Origin of the sequence: Desulfovibrio sp. ZJ369 (assembly GCF_011039085.1) — a bacterium.
In the GTDB taxonomy this organism is placed as follows: Bacteria; Desulfobacterota; Desulfovibrionia; order Desulfovibrionales; family Desulfovibrionaceae; genus Desulfovibrio.
The window spans coordinates 1-15,672 of record NZ_JAAKEI010000044.1 but is presented as its reverse complement, the minus strand read 5'-3'; the positions used below and the strand labels follow the sequence as shown (position 1 = coordinate 15,672).

The window sequence follows — 15,672 nt, the reverse complement described above, 5'->3', positions numbered from 1 at the left end:
GGCTGCCCGTCCAGACGGATTGCAAAGGCAGAAGATCCGCCAGGTTCAAGCTGGTCAGCAGGGGACGCCGGATATTGGCATAGCCGTTGCCGGGCAAACTGCCCAGCCAGGCTTCCAGGGCGTTGATGGATTCAATGCGGCAGCCGAAGCCCTGCGTCTGGATCATCCGGCGCAGCTCGCGGGCATTATCTTGCAGCGCGTTTACATCTTCATCCATGAGGACGACGGCGGACGAGAGATAGCCCGCGCCCACGGAGCCGGATTGCACTTCCAGCTTGGCGTCTTCCGCGTCTTCGCGCATACGCAGGGCGTCGCGGTTGATCTTGGCGTTGGGATTGTTGAAAAACTGATCCATGAAGCCCAGCACGCGCTGATTCCAGCCCTTGGCGTAGCCCGTGATCTCCTTTTCGGCATCATACTGGTCAAGGCAGATGAAGCGCGTGGAATAGCGCAGCTCAAAAGGCATGGCGTCCAGGCCCGCAAGCATGGCAGGCCAGGATTCTTGCGGCAAGCCGTCGATGGAAAGGACGGCCAGATGCTTTTTGTCCAGCCCGTCTTCCAGACGCGGGATCAGGCCGCCCACCAGGTGGCGACTGCCCAGCAGGGCGTCCAGATACATGGGGACGGCCGGCACACGCACAGGCTGGAGGACACCGGAAATACAGGCTTGCAGATAGGCGAGCAGATCCGAGTGCAGAAAGGGGCTGTCCGAGCTGTCGTACAGCTCATATTCCTGAAGGCGGGTCATGCCCAGAACGGCCGAGCAGCCGTCTTCCAGCGCAAGGAGCGTGTCCTTGAACGTCTTGAGGCCTTTTTCCAGGGCCGGGATGTTTTCCACGCCCACCTTGGTCGCGCCTGCCATTTTGGTCACAGTGTAGTCGGGCAGAAAGGTGGCGGTTAAACAGGCGGAGGTGCTGTAGCACAGGCCTTCCCCGAAAAAGGCGCGGCGTTCGTCTTCGATGGCTTGGGAAACAGGATCCGGAAAATGCGAGCGCGCCGCGTCCGGATATGCCCGCTGCCTTGTGCGGCAGGCGTCCACATGGAGCATCCAGCCCGCGCCGAGCCGGCTGACGGCATTGCTGAATTGCCGCGAGACATAGGCGAGTTCGTCCGGCGTGGCGCTGGCCGTGTCTTCTCCGCGAATCTCCCAGGCGGCCAGGAATGAGCCGTCTTTCTGGAGTATGATGCCCGGCTCGATCAGGGCCGCATAGGTCAGAAGATCAGGCAGGCCCTTGGCCTGGGAGCGGAAATCCTGTAGTTTCAGCATATTATCTCCAAGGAAAGATCTATCCAATACTACTGCTCAAATACAAAGGGACGTTTCATATGACACACATTTCTCAATCAATAAAAAACTTCACATTTTGCAAATACAAATTCATATTATTATTTGCATTTGTTGTGAGCTTTTTGCTTATCCTCACTTCTTTAATAAAATAAAAAAATATATAATGATAATAATGCAATAAACATAATGGCGTAAGAAAAAAGTTTAGCAAGCGCATCCATTCTGACGCATGAATAAATATATATATTTATACATGCGCCAATTTCCGTTGAAATTCCTAAAATCATAAGAATTCTAAAAAATGAGAACTCTTTAAATACAGCAGTAATAATAGATAAGAGAAAAGTTGACACAAGTGCTGTGATTAGAAACAGTTTTGCACTATTAACATCTCTTTTGCCCAAGGAGCGAAAATTTTTGTTCTGTACCATTTTTATCTCTCTCCCAGAATCTTCTTCACATGGCTGACCACGGCGCGGGCGTAGGCACGTCCTCGCTGCGGGTTTTTGTGAAGCGGCGTATGGTAATAGGCCACGGCCTTCCAGTTGAGGCCATGCCGGTGGATCTCCTGGGCCAGGATCCAGACGCCGATTTTGACGTTGTTGGCGGGCTCCAGAACCTGTTCCAGCGGCCAGCCGTGCTTGCGAATCCAATACGAGTTGACCTGCATGACGCCCACGTCGACGGAGCGCCCGGCGCGCATGGCCCACTGCGCATAGCGCAGGGCTTCTTCTTTGGAGCCGGGCCGCACGTCGCGACCTGAAATATTGAGTATCCAGGGATGGCAGCCGCTTTCCTGACGGGCAATGGCCAGGGCCAGCACCTTGGGCACCTGGTAACGGGCGCAGGGCGCGTCAAACAGCGGCTCCAGCGCCTGCTGGCGCTCCTGGAGCGCGGCGGCACGGGCCGGGCCGGCAAAGAGCAACGCCAAAAGGAAAAGCGATGCAGCCAACAGCGTGCAAAATTTGTCAGTCAATATTCCCTCCCCCTCTTCACTTATGGCGTTTCCATCTGCCTGATGCACATTGCCAGCACCATGATCCGGGCATAGTCCGCTTCCGGATACACCCAGCCGGAATCGTCGCCCGCAGTGCTCAAGGCCTTGTTGCCTGTCTGGACGCGCACATGAACCTGCCACTCCGTATCCGAAAGGGACGTGGCCCAGGTCTGAAAGGAGGTCAGAGGGGGCGCTTCCGGCCCGGCTTCCGCCAGAGACGGGGCTGTAAAAATGGCCGGGGCCGTGTTCGTGTTCGGCGCGCAGACCGGCTTTGTGATCCGCTCTCCGTTCCTGGCCAGCGTGGCGTTTTTCAGCAGCGCGGAGTTGCCGGAGTCCCCGATGATCTCCAAAGAATTGTTCCGGCAGAGATAAAGGCCCTGAACGCGATCCAGAAAGACACGGCCCTGATCTTCCGGCGCGGCGCAGGATTGGTCCGTGATTTCCCGTTCCTCAAACTGGAGTTCCGAGACATTGCGGATGGCGTGATCCGTCATGTCCAGTTCCGTCTGCATGGCGTTCAATTCTTCATGGCCGGGCACAGCCACGCGGTAGAGGAAATCCTGGCCCAGGGCCGTGGCGTCAAAGCTGGTCAGCGCGCCGAGATGCCCCGCGCCGGGCGACGGAATGCCCATGCCGGCCAGGGCCAGGGACCAGCCCCCGCCCGCGCCCTGCAAGGTTCCGGCTGCCTGGCCGGGAATATTGCCGCTGGGCACGAAGCCGCCGGAGCCGCCCAGCAGCGCGGCAGCGCCTGGCACGATCACATTGAGGAATTTGTCCGTCTCATTGCCGCGCCCGCCCGTGGTCAGCACCACGGCGCGCAGATGGCCGCTGGCGGCGTCTTTGCGGATGTAAATGCCGTAGGACTGGCCCCAGACATTGCGGTCACTGAAGCCGTCCGCCAGCAGGCCGTCACTGACCAGATCCGCCACGGAAACTGTTGGCCCGGAGGTGGCTGTGGCTTGCGAGCTCAGCGTTGTCTGGCGCTTGCGCACATAGTTGGCCGAGGCCCGGCTGACCAGAGCCAGTTGATCCGCCGCCTGCCGCATCTGCGTGTTCATAAGGCCCATGAACATCATATCCGCCAGCTTGGGCAGGAGCATGGCCAGAATCAGCAGCGCGCCGATAACCTCAATGAGCTTCATCAGTTCACCTCAATGACGCTGGTCAGATTGCCGGCGGGAATGAAGGCCGGCAGCGGGACAATCCCGTCCGGCGTCAAACGCGCGTTTTCAGCCCGGCCCACCGCAAAACTGCCCTGGAAGAGTTCCCGGACGGCCGCAATTTCTTCCGCCGAGGCCGGGCCGTATACATAGCAGCGCCCGCCTTCCACCCGCGCGCTCCAGGCCCGCAGGGCATGCCATTCCGGCGGCAGTTCCAGCACGGCCTGGGAAACAGCCCCGTTGGGCTTGTGCGTCTGCGCATAGAGAAAGGCCGCATTGCGGAAGATGGCGTAATTCAGGGCCACGCTTCGCGCAGCGGGCGCGGAGGCATCCCTGTGGCTCGCAGCCGGCGAAAGGATGGCCAGGACGCCAAGCAGAAGCGCGAGCACGGCCAGAATTTTCATATGGATTGTTCCCCCTTGTGCGCGATGCGGGCCTTGAGCTCGCGCATATCGTCGGTCAGCGTGTGAAACTGCCCGTTCCGCAGTTTGACCCGTATGCCGCGCGAGGACTCCTTGAAGGGCAGCAGGAGAAATTGCGGGGAGGTCAGACAGCGCTGCCCGTCCGGGCCGCTTTCCAGGGAAAGATGCACAACCGCCAGAAGAGCGTCCGCCAGATTCTGGCGGGCATTGTCCCCGTCCAGCTCGCAGGCCCAGGCCACAAGACGATCCAGGGCCGTGATCACGTCCTGGCCGTGGATGGTGGCCACCACGAGCTGGCGGCTGGAGCCCAGGGAGACGCGCAGCGCTTCCAGGGCCGCATGGCGCGTGCGGATCTCGCCGATGAAAATGATGTCCGGCGAGGCGTAGCGGTGGGCGCGCTCAATTTCCCGGGCCAGTTCCGTCTCGCCGGCGATTTCCGTCTGGAAGCAGTAGCCGTACTGGCCCCAGCTTCCGGCCAGAGGCAGTTCAGCCGGATTTTCAAAGGTCACGGAATGCCCGCCGTAGACCTTGAGGCGGCCGGCCACGAACGCGCTGGCCGTGGTCGTCTTGCCCGAGGCCTGCGCGCCGGAGAACAAAATCAGCCCCCGGCGCTGTTCTTCGCCCATGAGCCAGGAACACAGCACCGGCATAAGGCCCAGGGATTCAAAAGCCGGTACGACTTCCGCGAGACGGCGCAAAAACCAGATCCGCCTGCCGTCCACATCGTCGATTCTGGCCACGCGGTAGGTGATGCCCTTGTGCCGGTAGCGCATGGCCGCCTGTTCATGCCTGCCGAGCAGCTTCGGCAGAACCTCCACTTCATTGGCGCAGTCCGGGGGCACGGGCACAAGCTGCGGCCCGGCTCCGGGGCAGCCTTTCAGACGGGCCGTGCCGTCAGGGAAGAGCAGCAGATCGCTGAATTGCATGTCCGCCAGGGGCATGGCTATCTGGCCTCATAGGCGATGGTGTTATTCGCGATACAGGAGGCCACAATGTCCGCAATGGTATTGTCGCTTTCCAGAGCATTGCCGTTCACTTCCACCGAGAGCCAGGCGTCGGCCTGAAACTTGGCCAGTTGCGTGCATTCATCCTGCGGAATGCCGGAGAGCTCAATTTTGAAGCTGCCGTTGGCATCGTTGGTGGACAGATTGATTTCGCCGCCCCAGGGCGTTTTCAGGTCATTGCCCTTGACCAGGCTTTTGGGAACCACGCCGGCCTTGACGGCCGTATCGTTGTCCAGGCCGTTGTAATCCGAAGAGCCGGAAAACAGTTGCTGGATCTGCATGCGCATGGTCACGATGTCCTGTTCCAGGGAGACCACCTTGCTTTTGGAGAAACCCGAGTTCAAATAGACCGCCGCGCCTGCCACGACCACCAGCGTAATCAGAAGGGCGCCGAGTACTTCCATCATGTTCATTACAACACTCCCATGCTGTGCGTTGAAAGTTGCGATTGCAGATCCATGACCGACATGGCGATCAGAAGCATCTGTCCGATGATCAGCAGCAGAAAGAACACATTGAGCAGACGCGCCTTGCGTTGGATGGCGGCAATGCCTTCCTGAAGCCAGTCGCGCGCGAAATCCTGAAGCTGATCCTTGAAATGCGGCAGTCCGGCATAGGCGCGGAAATCATCGATCAGCTCCCTGTCCGGAAAATCCAGGCCCGCGAGATACAGGGCTTCCCCGATGTTTTCGCCCCGGCCCACCTGGTTGTTGATGGCCCGGATCCGCTCGCGCAGGTAGGGGCTCGTAGTTTCCGAGGCCAGCATGGTGTTCAGGATATGCGAGAGCTGCATACCGGAGCGCATCAGCGTGGACAGGGTGAACAGCCAGACCCCGCCCACGGTCAGGCGGTACATGGACCAGGGCGGGAATCTGTCGGCCAGTTTCCGGGCCGGTCCGGTCCAGAGCGGCAAGCTGGCCACAAGAGCCACGCAGCCGCCCCCCAGGGCGGCAAGCAGGGCAATGCCGCCCCAGGAGCCCACAAAGGCGCTGATCAGATACAGGCCACGCGCCAGGCCGGTCCATTTTTGCGGATCCGCCAATTGCACAAGCTCCGGCATGACGTACAGCGCCACAATGGCCAGCATGGTCAAAGCCATAAGAAAGAGGAACAGCGGATAAGCCAGGGCTCCGGCCACAGCGCCGACAATCTGACGCCGGGCCTCCAGCAGCTCGGCGGCCATGCGCAGGCCGTCCGGCAGCTTGCCGGCCTTCTGGCCGGAGGCGATCAGCATGATCTCTTCCGGCGAGGCAAAGCCCGTCAGGGCCGTGTCCAGATGATGGCCGCTGCCCATATGCTCCAGCACCTGCCCGAAGATTCCGGCCAGCGCGGGATTGCGGCGCTGCGTCTGATCCCGCAGATTGCCCAGGCTGTCCTTGAGCGGCAGGCCGTAGTGCGCCTGCATGGCCAGCTTCTTCCAGGTGCGGATACGCGTGGCCGCGTCAAAGGACAGGCGGGCGAGAATTTTCTGGATATCCATTTCACGCCGTCCCCTGGTCAAAGAATTTGTGGAAGGTCCAGGGCACGCCCAGACGGCTTTCCGCCCGCACCGGATCCACAAGGCCCTGGCGGACGTGCTCAAGGGCGTGCTCAATGTAGGTCATGCCGCCTTTGGCGCGCCAGGCCGCATGGGCTTGTGTCAGATTGCCCGCGCGCAGCAGGCCGAGAATGTCCATGTCCAGGACGATCACTTCCGCCGCCACGGTCTGGTTTTTCAGGCCGGACAGGCAGTGGGCGCAGCCTTCGTAATTCTGGACGAAGATCCCCTCATGCCGGGCGTCGCCCTCAATTTCCTCCAGCTCCAGCACGCTGGAAAGGCGCTGATAGACATCATCAGGGATGTGCAGGCCGCGTTCCCCATGCCTGATTTCACGCCAGGGAATCTTGCAGTGCGGACAGAGTTTGGGGATCAGGCGCTGATACTCCAGGCCGGCCAGCACGTTGGGATCGCAGAGCACATCCAGGGGATCGAGATAGCCGGCGGAACGCAGCAGGCTTTCAAAGCGGGTGACAATGCCGAAGCCGTTGTTGGCGTGCAGGGTCGCCCAGACCGACTGGCCGGTCAGGGCCGCGTCAATGGCCGCCACAGCGGCTTCCGGATAGCGGATTTCTCCGATCATCAGCACGTCGGAATCCGAGCGCATGGCCCCGGCAATGGCGTTGATATATGCCGCGGCCCGTTTGCTGCGGTCATAATCGCCTTCCTGTTTGGTCGTGACCTTGATCTGGTTCACGTCCCGCATGTGAAACTCCGGCGGATCTTCCACTGAATGATAGGCCTTCTCGGGCGCGGTTTCCGTCTGGGATTCCATCGTATGCTTCAGAACCGTGGACTTGCCGTGCCCGGTGGGGCCGGAAATCACGGTCAGGCCCGTGCGTTTGGTCAGAAAGTCCATGTCCCGGCACTGGCTTTGCGCAAAGCCCAGGGCGGAAAGACGCTCTGCCAGTGAGCCCGTGGCCATTGTGGAGTCGTAGAGCAGGCGCAGGGCCATGAACGTGCCCGTGCCGTTCTCGGCATGGGCGCACTCGATTGGTTCCGTGTGAATACGCACGGAATGCACGCCTTCCGGCAGATAGTCCCGTTTGACCACGCGCCCGTCCTGGCGCTCAATGCTGTTGAAGGAGGGCGAATCCGCAGACTGGCCCAATATGCCGTAAATGGTGGAAATCATCTGGCGGCCGGTTTCGGCCTCCATCTGCGAATCCTCGCGCAGCAGGCCCAGGACGCGGAATTTGATCCGGGTGTAGGTGCCCGTGTCCACAATATGGATGTCCGAGGCTCCGGCCTTGTGCGCGCGGGCGATCAGGTCAATGGCCAGTTGCTGGATCTCGTTTTGCCCCCGCGCGCGACGTACCGCGAATTTGGCGTACTTTTCCTCAAATTCACTGGGTTTGTGGAAGACCGGCGAGGAAATGCCCCGGCGTCGCAGCCGGGCCACCAGGGCGATCATATTCATATTGCCCTTGAGATCATCGGAAATGTGCAACACGCCGTCGATCAGGGCCACCTTGCCGCGCACCTTTTCCGAGACTTGATCAAAGTCATCGAAAAACAGGGCTTCAGGGGCTGTGCTGGCGGCATTGCGCGCAGGTTTTGCGTTTCTGGCGTTCATGGCGTCCTCACTCAAAAGGCAGTGCGCTGCTTTGATTGCCGCGACGGATGGTGACGGCCTGCCGGGAAATGCCCGTGACCACGCCGCCGCCCAGGCGCGAGCCCTTGCGCACCACCACCTGGCCGGAGCCGGTGCGCACCGTGGCCGTGAGCTGCCCCCCCACGCCCTGTACGGAAATCACCCGCAGGCCGCCCGTGCCGGCAGGCCGGGGCACAGCCGGAGAAATGGGCGAAGGAGACGCCGGAGGCGTCAGAGAGGGCAGGGAGAGTGTGGGCGCTGGAAGCGAGCCGGAGCGCGTGAGTTCTCTCTTTCTGGCCCGTTTTTCCTCAATCTGGACTTCCAGCGTTTCCTCTTCCAGCGTATTCCTGAGTTTCGAGATCTTTCCCAGGTTCCCGGCTGTTATGGGTACAGCGGCCATGCCGGGGGCAGAGGGCGCTTCCGGCCTGGAGGGCGCGGTTGCGTCCTGCTCCGTGTTGTCTTTTTTCTTCGCTGTGGCGGGAGCGGCTTTTTTCCTGACGGCCACATCCCCGGGCACTGGCGGCAATGGCGTCGGCGTTCGCTGCATCCAGAGCAGGCCGGCAAACGCCAGGAGCAGAAACAGCAGGATGCCCCAGATGATTTTTGTTCTTTTCGTGAGCTGCATGACCCTCCCCCTCATTTTTCCCTGGCGTAGATATTTCCCTGGAGCTCCCAGGCTTCATTCCTGAAGCTGATCCGCTCCAGCGTCAGGCCCGGCACTGCGGACAAGACGCGCCAGAGCGCGCTTTCCTGCAGCAGGGAGCCGGGAACCGCGTTCAAGGTCCATTCCCCTTTGAGCCAGGGAGCCGACAGTTCCACCTTGTCGATGCTGCGTTTTTCCGGCTTCTGAAATGTCAGGCGCAGCCGGGCGCCCGCCTGTTGGGTAATCTGGTAGAGATGCCGGGCAGCGCTTTCCCGCGTCAGGATGGCCGGATAGTTCTGGCCCGTGCGGGCCTTGCGGTCTGTGGCCAGCGTCAGTCTGGAAACTGCGAGCTGTGGGCTTTTCAAAGCAGCCTGGTCCGGCAGGCTCAGAAAATCAGCCTGACTCTGGTGCGCCCAGGTCACGCTGACGGCCCGGCCTGAGCAGGAGGCTTCGCTGAGCTGCCAGCCGTTGGCCACAGTGGGCTGAGCCAGCAGCGCCTCCATGCAGGGTTCGGCCACGTCCACGGCCAGGGGAGCTTGCGTCCAGATCTGCTCGAAATAGTTCTCCGGATGGGCAAGCAGTTCCTGACGGCGCTGCTCTTTGTTCAATCTTGCCAGCCGGGCCGACTCCAGTGCCATTTGCTGAGCCTGACGCTCCTGCCAGGCGCTGAAGGCCAGACCAGTGCCGATCAGCAGGCCCAGGGCCAGTCCCGCGCCCAGGACAGCCGGTGAAACACGTCCGGGAGCTTTCTGAAGAGGTTCAAGACAGCCGCGCCGACGCAGCACAGCGCCCGGCCCTACATGCAGCAACGGTTCCAGCCAGGCCAGGCTCTGCGCCGGATCATCCAGGGTGACAATTTCCGCAATGCTGTTGTCCAGCAGCTCATTGAGGCTTTTCAGTTCCTGTTCCGCTTCCCGGCGCGTTGCGTACACCGCATCGCCCTGGCCCACATTCTGGCCGTTCTGGCGGCCAATGATCCACCAGAAGGTCTCCCCCTGGACATCCTCCAGGCAGAACAAGCCCAGAAAAGACGGCGGAAGCGGGATAAAGGCCGCCAGAGAGCGGGCCTTTATCCAGTCTTCAGGGCGGCCGCCGCTGGAGCCGAAGCCGTACAGACGCCGCTGCACGGCCATCATGTCGAATGCCGGATCGATCTTTTGGGCCATTTCCAGCAGGCGGGGGCGGGAGAGCTTTTCCATCCTGGTGGAAGACCAGTCCAGGCCCACGGCCCAGGGGCGTTTATTGATGATCACCATGCGCATACTCAGTCCTCTGTCCCGCCGCCTGCGGCTTCCACCTCAATGGTGATCACCAGGAGCGTCTTGCCGTACTTGGCTCCGCGCCCGAAGCTGAGCAGACCCAGAGCGTTGGCAAGCTTTTGTGACTGGTCCTGGAATCCGGCCAGCACCAGGGTCTGGCCCATCTGCATGGTGGAGCGCTGGCTGAAGGCGCGGGTGCTGGTTTTGGGCAGTTGAATGGTCAGATCATTGGTGGAGTATTCACTCAGTTCATCCAGGCTGGACAGGTTGATGCTGTACTGGAGGAGCACCCGACGCCGGTCCAGAATGTGCGGAATGACAGTCATGGCAAAGCCCGTGGTCACTTCGCCAGGCGTAATCTCGGTTGTCTGGCCATAATCGGACTGTGAGGTGGACGAGCCCGCGATATAGTTGATACGCTGGATGGCCTGAATGGGCACGGGCTGGTTGGAGAGGATCAAGCCGCCGCCGGAAGTGACCTGCGTGGCGTTGCCCCATTCCTTGAGGGCCTTCAGCACGCCGGTGGAATTTTTCAGCCTGCCGGAGACAATGGTGGCCGAAGCCGTGCCCGGCCCGCCCAATGCAGCCAGGCTGCCGGCGACGATTGAAACATCATCGTTGGCAAAAAGTACCTGGAAATCCAGGCCCGCCTCATTTTCGTCCATAACTTCCAAGGCCCAGACATGCACGGTCAGTGCGACCTGGCGGGACAAGCGCTTGTTGATATCGGCAATATACTTGCTGACCTGACGGATATTTTCCGCCCGGTCGCGAACCGTGATGGTCCCGGCGGCCTGGTTGCCCACCACGCTGCCTTCCGGCGAAAGCAGAGCTTTGACGGCCTTTTCCGTGTCCGTCCAGATATCGAATTTATACTCAGTGGTATTGGATTGCGCGGTCTGGCTGGAGGTGTCCGCCGTGGCCACTGTCTGGTTGACATTGGAGCCGCTGATGCTGGAGCGTGTCGTTTCCCGCGACTTGTTGGTGATGTTATCCTTGTATTCGCGTCTGCCCGGCGCGCCGAGAATGGTGAATGTCCGGACCACCAGGCGCGAGAAGACGACGGTATTTGTCTTGGCGTCGAAATCCCAGCCATAGCCCGAGGCAATGGCCAGATGATCCAGCAGCCCGCGCAAGGGGCCTTCATAGGAGATATGCAGCGTTCGTGAGGTGCCGCGGGCAGCGGGCACATCCAGCAGCTCCGGCAGGTCAAGGCCAGCCTCACTTTGTTGGGGAGCTGCTTTTTTGGGGCTGCCGGCAGACAAGGGAGCGGGATCCGCGCCCACCTGCACCGTCAACGGCGTGAGATCCGCGATGGCTGCCGCAATCTCGGCCAGCGTGCCGCGCTTGCGCAAGGTCACATGGGTAGTGAGCGCCGTCTGGGATTGTTCATCCGCGCGGATGGGCACGGCCCTGACGCCCACATAGGGCTCGGCCACCACGTCCACGGCCTTGGAGCGGGAGAGCGTGGTGAAGTCTCTGCCCTTGGCCTCTATCAGCTCCTGATCCGGCGCGCCCTTGTGAGCGCAGCCGAACAGGAGGACGCCAAGAAGAAGGGCTATGCTGCGCAAAAAGTGATTTTTTTTCATAATCTTAGTGCTCCGACACTTCCATGACCTTGTTGCCCTGGTAGATGGTCACGCGCAGGGCCAGGCCGTTGGCCTGAAGGGCCGCAAAAAAGTTCTTCACCGCGTCCACAAAGATGCCGGAAAACCTGGCGGAACTGCGCATTTCATAGTCGTTCTGCGCATTCCAGATCAGGCTGTAGCCGGCTATAGCGGCCCAGCCTTCCATCAGGCCGCGCAGCATTTCGCCCTTGTGGATCTCCCAGACGGGCACGGCCTCAATGGCCGTGGCGGCTGCCGGCATCGGGGCTTCGCTGGAGGACGCGGCAGGAACGGGAGCCGCAACCGGCGCTTCAGCAATCGGCGTGCTTGTGTGCGGAGAAGATGCAGCCGGCATGAGCACGGCTGCCGGCGTATAGGGCACGGGCGCGCCGGGCCTGGGTTTTTCCAGGGTCAGCGCCGGCGAGGTCTGGGCGCGGCCGGGCAGAGATACCGGATCCGGCATGGGCGCAAGCGTGGCGCTCTGCGGAACGGGCCGCTCTGCCGGAATGCCGGCAGGCGCGGGAACAGCTGAAGCCACGGGAATGACGCCGGCAGGCGGCTCGGACAGATATACCGGAGTGCCTTTGGTCAGCGTGGCGTTGGGGCCGACCTGGTTCCAGCGGCAGAAATCCCTGATCAACACGCCATTGCGTCTGGCCACACTGGCCGCAGTGGCCGTTCTTCTCACGGGATAAACCTTGACGCCGGGAGTCGTGACCGGCATGGCCGTTGCGGCTGCCTGATCAGGAGCGGTCGCCACAGGCGCAGACGCGCGTTCCGGCAGCACACGGCTTTCCAGCGGGTGCTCTTCCGGCAGGGGAGCTGAAAAAGGCGGCTCCGTGCCTTTGAAAAGCTCACGGGTAAAGCTGAAGATCTGCCCGTCAGAGCAGGCTACCTGCGCATAACCCAGCGCAGGCGCGCCCTCAGCCTCCAGCACGTCCAGTTTGTAGCTGACGCCAAGGCCGCCCAAGTCGGGAGACGCCAGGGCAAAGCCGTCCGCGCGAAGTTTTTGCTCCAGCACGTCGCCAAAGAGCCCCGGCGCGCGATCCAGGGCAAGAGAGGTATGCGCCGGCGCGTGCCGCCGGCTCAGTTCCTCTGCCGTGCGTTCCGCCAGAATCCGCGCATCGCCGGAGTATGACGCGCTGAGAGCGTCAAAAGAGCCGGAACCGCTCCTGGGCAGAGCGCAGCCCCCCACAGCGAACAGGCAGAATATCAAAAGAGCGCTGATACTTTTCTTCATGGCGTCGTCACTTTGCTTTGAAACCGCCCTGGCGCTGCCAGCGGCCGGCCTTGGCGCTGTAAAAATCCTGCTGCTTCACATGCCGCATCCAGACCTTGCTCATGAGCGGGTCAGCCCTGGCCATGCGCCGAAGCACGAAAAGAGCCGCGATCCAGAACGTGAGGGCCGCTATCCCGGAAAGAAGCGTCACGCCGCCGATACCCACGAGCAGAGCAATCAGGGCGCTGCCCATCGTCAGCTCGCGTTCCGCGCCAAGAACAAGGTTGTGCCGATGCAACGACTGGTGAATAAGAGCGCGCCGGACTTCCATCAGGCCACCGCGCCGGAAAAGCTGAAGATGGAGTTGATCATGCTTGCGGCAAAGGCCACAAAGCAGATGGCAAACACCGTATTGATGGCGTACTTGAAGCCGCCTGTAATATCGTCTTTGTGTATGATCATATAAATTCCGCAAAGCGCCATACCGATAATGCTTATGGACCTGCCTGCCGGCCCGGTGATGGTGTTGACCACCTTTTCCAGCGGGCTGGAGAACTCCGTGATGCCGCCGCTGGCCAGAGCCGGATCCGGGCAGACTCCAAGAAAGAAGGCCAGAAGCGCAAAGAAAAAAATCTTATGGTACATTGTTTCCCCCATTTCAGACCGCAGAATAGAGGGGCGTTGTTTCGTAACGTCCCTCTTTTGCATTGAACTTGTTGACGGAAATAATGGAGGCGAGGCGGCGCGTGTTCTCGCGCGTCTTCTCCATGCAGATAATCAGGTCAATGGCGCGGCCGATCAGCTTTTGCTTGGGGCCGACGCCGGCCTCTTCCACCAGTTCTTCCAGGCGCTCCAGGGCTTCTTCCGCGCTGTCCGCGTGAAAGGTGCCGATGCCGCCGGGATGGCCGGTGTTCCAGAGTTTGAGCAGTTCCAGGGCGGCCGCGTCGCGCACTTCGCCCACCAGAATGCGGCGCGGCGCATAGCGCATGCTGACCTTTGCCAACTGGCGCATGCCCATGCCGGCCAGTTCCGAAGTCAGGAAAAAAACCGAGTTGGGCGCGCGGGATTGCAGTTCCGCGGTGTCCTCCAGGATCAGCAGGCGATCATGCGGGCAGAGTTCATCCAGTTCATGAATGATCGCATTCACAAAGGTGGTCTTGCCGCTGGAGGTGCCGCCCACCACGACGATATTTTTGCGATCCAGAATTGCGGCGCGGATAATAGGCGGCACTTCCGGCGTTATCACGCCCTGCGCCAGGTATTCCGGCATGGTGATGATCCGCGAGGCTTTCTTGCGCAGGGAAAAAGACGCTCCCGGCCCCACAAGAGGCGGAAAGGTGCCCTCAAAACGGGAGCCGTCCAGGGGAAAGCTCCCTTCCACCACCGGATGCAGCGCATCCACAGTGATATTCAGAGCGCTGGCCACCAGAGAGAGGATCAGCTTGCTTTGGGCCTGGTGAAGTTCTCCGATATGTTCCTGTTCCCGGCCGTAGCGTTCAATCCATAATTGACCGTCCGGATTGAGCATGATCTCAATAACTTCATCGTCCCGCAGCGGCTGCATAATGAGCGGGCCGCAGTTATATTCCAGGCTTTCCAGCAGGCGAGCATCAAACATCTTGCACCGCCTTCAGGATGAAGACGGCCACATTGAGCAGGGCTGAAAGCCCTATGATGGCCGTGCAGATGTACAGCGTGGTTTTGAAGCCGGACAGGGTGGCCGCGAAGTCCGAGGCCGCATCCCGGATGCCGTTGATGGTCACGTCGGACAGTGTTTTCCGCAGCTCGGACACGCTCTTTTCCACGCCTGACATGTAGGTCGCGGTCTGCTCGCCCATAAAGGCGGCCAGGGCTTTTTCATGCCTTTTCTGGAGTTGTGTTTGCGCTCCAAGAAAAGCATTCTGAATCGTGACCATCATCAGCAGCGGGTCATCCACCGGCACGGCCAGATTGTGCTTTTTGGCCAGCAGGGCGCGCACGTCCTCCACGGACAGGCCCAAGCCGTCCGGCAGGCATGGCTCCGCTTCGGGCGCGGGCGAAGATTGCGGCGCGTTGTCGGCAGCGGGCGTTGCATCCGGCCGGTTTTGCAAAATTGCATCAGGAGGCAGATCGTCGGACATGGGGCAGCCTCCTTAAAGCAGATCCGCCTGCTCGACGCAGGAGAGAATCTGATTCCAGTAGCGCCGCAGGCGCGCCTTGACCGCAATGGAGGTGGAGCTGCCGTTGATCCCGGCCTCAAAGCTCTGGCGCTTGGCAAACAGTTCCTCCAGATCCTTGCCGATCAGGGCCTTGTTGCCCATTGGCAGTTCGATCAGCGCATGGAACTGCGAGGAGTACTCCTTGTAGATTTTGAACTCCTCAAAACCCTTGCCATCTATGGCAATCTCGCCAAAAAAGGGATTGAGCCAGACCACAATGGGGGAGGTGGGGAAGCCGAGGGCCAGCCTGGCCAAACCCTGGATCGTGTCGCCCAGGGCCTGACCGCCCGTGACAATGGAATGAAAAAAGACCTTGTGCCCTTGCTCTTCCAGCAGGGGCAGAAAGTCGTTTTCCGCGAGATACGCGCCCAGGGCAATGAAGGAGGACGCCCCATTGTCCACAATGACGTGCGCGCCTTGCGGGGCGTTGACCAGAGCTTCCAGCAGCACATCAAACTTGCGGGCGTCAATGTTCCCGTCCCGCATGATGTCCAGAGAAGCCACATTGAACTCTTTGAACGAAGAGAGAGTGGCGTTTACCGGGTCCGTGTCGTAGGCCAGGATCTCTTTTTTGAAATGCCGGAGAGCCTGGTACAGCATCACGGCGATCATGGATTTTCCCACCCCGCCCTTCCCTTGCAGTATAAAATGAATTGTGGCCATGTATGTCTCACTCTCCAGTCAGCAAGTCAGAAAGAGGAACTGCGTTTTTGCCGTCAAATGCCTGAGCACCATTGGCGCTCA

Annotated in this window: 16 protein-coding genes and 1 pseudogene; all 17 read right to left on the bottom strand. The window is 60.7% G+C overall.

The window, feature by feature from the left end:
* Positions 1–1,267: pseudogene (locus G7Y51_RS11495) on the bottom strand (conjugal transfer protein TrbE); the annotation flags it as partial.
* 454 nt (positions 1,268–1,721) lie between these two features.
* Positions 1,722–2,264, bottom strand: a complete 543-nt coding sequence (locus G7Y51_RS11490) for a lytic transglycosylase domain-containing protein (protein ID WP_241160233.1) — start codon at positions 2,262–2,264, stop codon at positions 1,722–1,724.
* A gap of 20 nt (positions 2,265–2,284) precedes the next feature.
* Complete coding sequence (gene pilV / locus G7Y51_RS11485) at positions 2,285–3,427, bottom strand: shufflon system plasmid conjugative transfer pilus tip adhesin PilV (protein ID WP_165177640.1); 1,143 nt, start codon at positions 3,425–3,427, stop codon at positions 2,285–2,287.
* Positions 3,427–3,849, bottom strand: coding sequence for a type IV pilus biogenesis protein PilM (pilM, locus tag G7Y51_RS11480; protein WP_165177638.1), 423 nt, complete (start codon positions 3,847–3,849; stop codon positions 3,427–3,429). Before pilM ends, pilV begins: the two co-directional genes overlap by 1 nt.
* On the bottom strand, positions 3,846–4,808 hold the full coding sequence (locus G7Y51_RS11475; protein ID WP_165177636.1) for an ATPase, T2SS/T4P/T4SS family: 963 nt from the start codon (positions 4,806–4,808) through the stop codon (positions 3,846–3,848). Before G7Y51_RS11475 ends, pilM begins: the two co-directional genes overlap by 4 nt.
* A gap of 2 nt (positions 4,809–4,810) precedes the next feature.
* Entirely contained in the window at positions 4,811–5,284 is a 474-nt protein-coding gene (locus G7Y51_RS11470; RefSeq protein ID WP_165177634.1) for a type 4 pilus major pilin, read from the bottom strand.
* Positions 5,284–6,351, bottom strand: a complete 1,068-nt coding sequence (locus G7Y51_RS11465; RefSeq protein ID WP_165177632.1) for a type II secretion system F family protein — start codon at positions 6,349–6,351, stop codon at positions 5,284–5,286. The genes G7Y51_RS11470 and G7Y51_RS11465 overlap by 1 nt, the downstream gene beginning before the upstream one ends.
* A gap of 1 nt (position 6,352) precedes the next feature.
* A complete protein-coding gene (locus G7Y51_RS11460; RefSeq protein WP_165177630.1) occupies positions 6,353–7,984 on the bottom strand; it encodes an ATPase, T2SS/T4P/T4SS family in 1,632 nt (543 codons plus the stop codon).
* Positions 7,985–7,991: 7 nt separating this feature from the next.
* Positions 7,992–8,627 (bottom strand): hypothetical protein, encoded by a 636-nt coding sequence (locus G7Y51_RS11455; RefSeq protein ID WP_165177628.1) that lies wholly within the window; start codon positions 8,625–8,627, stop codon positions 7,992–7,994.
* Positions 8,628–8,638: 11 nt separating this feature from the next.
* Positions 8,639–9,901 (bottom strand): type 4b pilus protein PilO2, encoded by a 1,263-nt coding sequence (pilO2, locus tag G7Y51_RS11450; RefSeq protein ID WP_206214327.1) that lies wholly within the window; start codon positions 9,899–9,901, stop codon positions 8,639–8,641.
* Between the two features lie 8 nt (positions 9,902–9,909).
* The gene (locus G7Y51_RS11445; RefSeq protein ID WP_165177624.1) at positions 9,910–11,493 is read right to left on the bottom strand and encodes a secretin N-terminal domain-containing protein; all 1,584 of its coding nucleotides are present in this window, start codon (positions 11,491–11,493) and stop codon (positions 9,910–9,912) included.
* A gap of 4 nt (positions 11,494–11,497) precedes the next feature.
* Positions 11,498–12,751, bottom strand: a complete 1,254-nt coding sequence (locus G7Y51_RS11440; RefSeq protein WP_165177622.1) for a TcpQ domain-containing protein — start codon at positions 12,749–12,751, stop codon at positions 11,498–11,500.
* Positions 12,752–12,758: 7 nt separating this feature from the next.
* Complete coding sequence (trbD, locus tag G7Y51_RS11435; protein ID WP_165177620.1) at positions 12,759–13,061, bottom strand: conjugal transfer protein TrbD; 303 nt, start codon at positions 13,059–13,061, stop codon at positions 12,759–12,761.
* Positions 13,061–13,375 (bottom strand): TrbC/VirB2 family protein, encoded by a 315-nt coding sequence (locus G7Y51_RS11430; protein WP_241160232.1) that lies wholly within the window; start codon positions 13,373–13,375, stop codon positions 13,061–13,063. Before G7Y51_RS11430 ends, trbD begins: the two co-directional genes overlap by 1 nt.
* Before the next feature lie 13 nt (positions 13,376–13,388).
* Positions 13,389–14,348 (bottom strand): P-type conjugative transfer ATPase TrbB, encoded by a 960-nt coding sequence (gene trbB, locus G7Y51_RS11425; protein WP_165177616.1) that lies wholly within the window; start codon positions 14,346–14,348, stop codon positions 13,389–13,391.
* Positions 14,341–14,850: a hypothetical protein gene (locus G7Y51_RS11420; protein WP_165177614.1), complete on the bottom strand. Its 510-nt coding sequence runs from the start codon at positions 14,848–14,850 to the stop codon at positions 14,341–14,343. The genes trbB and G7Y51_RS11420 overlap by 8 nt, the downstream gene beginning before the upstream one ends.
* Before the next feature lie 12 nt (positions 14,851–14,862).
* Complete coding sequence (locus G7Y51_RS11415; protein WP_165070954.1) at positions 14,863–15,591, bottom strand: conjugal transfer protein TraL; 729 nt, start codon at positions 15,589–15,591, stop codon at positions 14,863–14,865.
* Positions 15,592–15,672 lie beyond the last annotated feature (81 nt).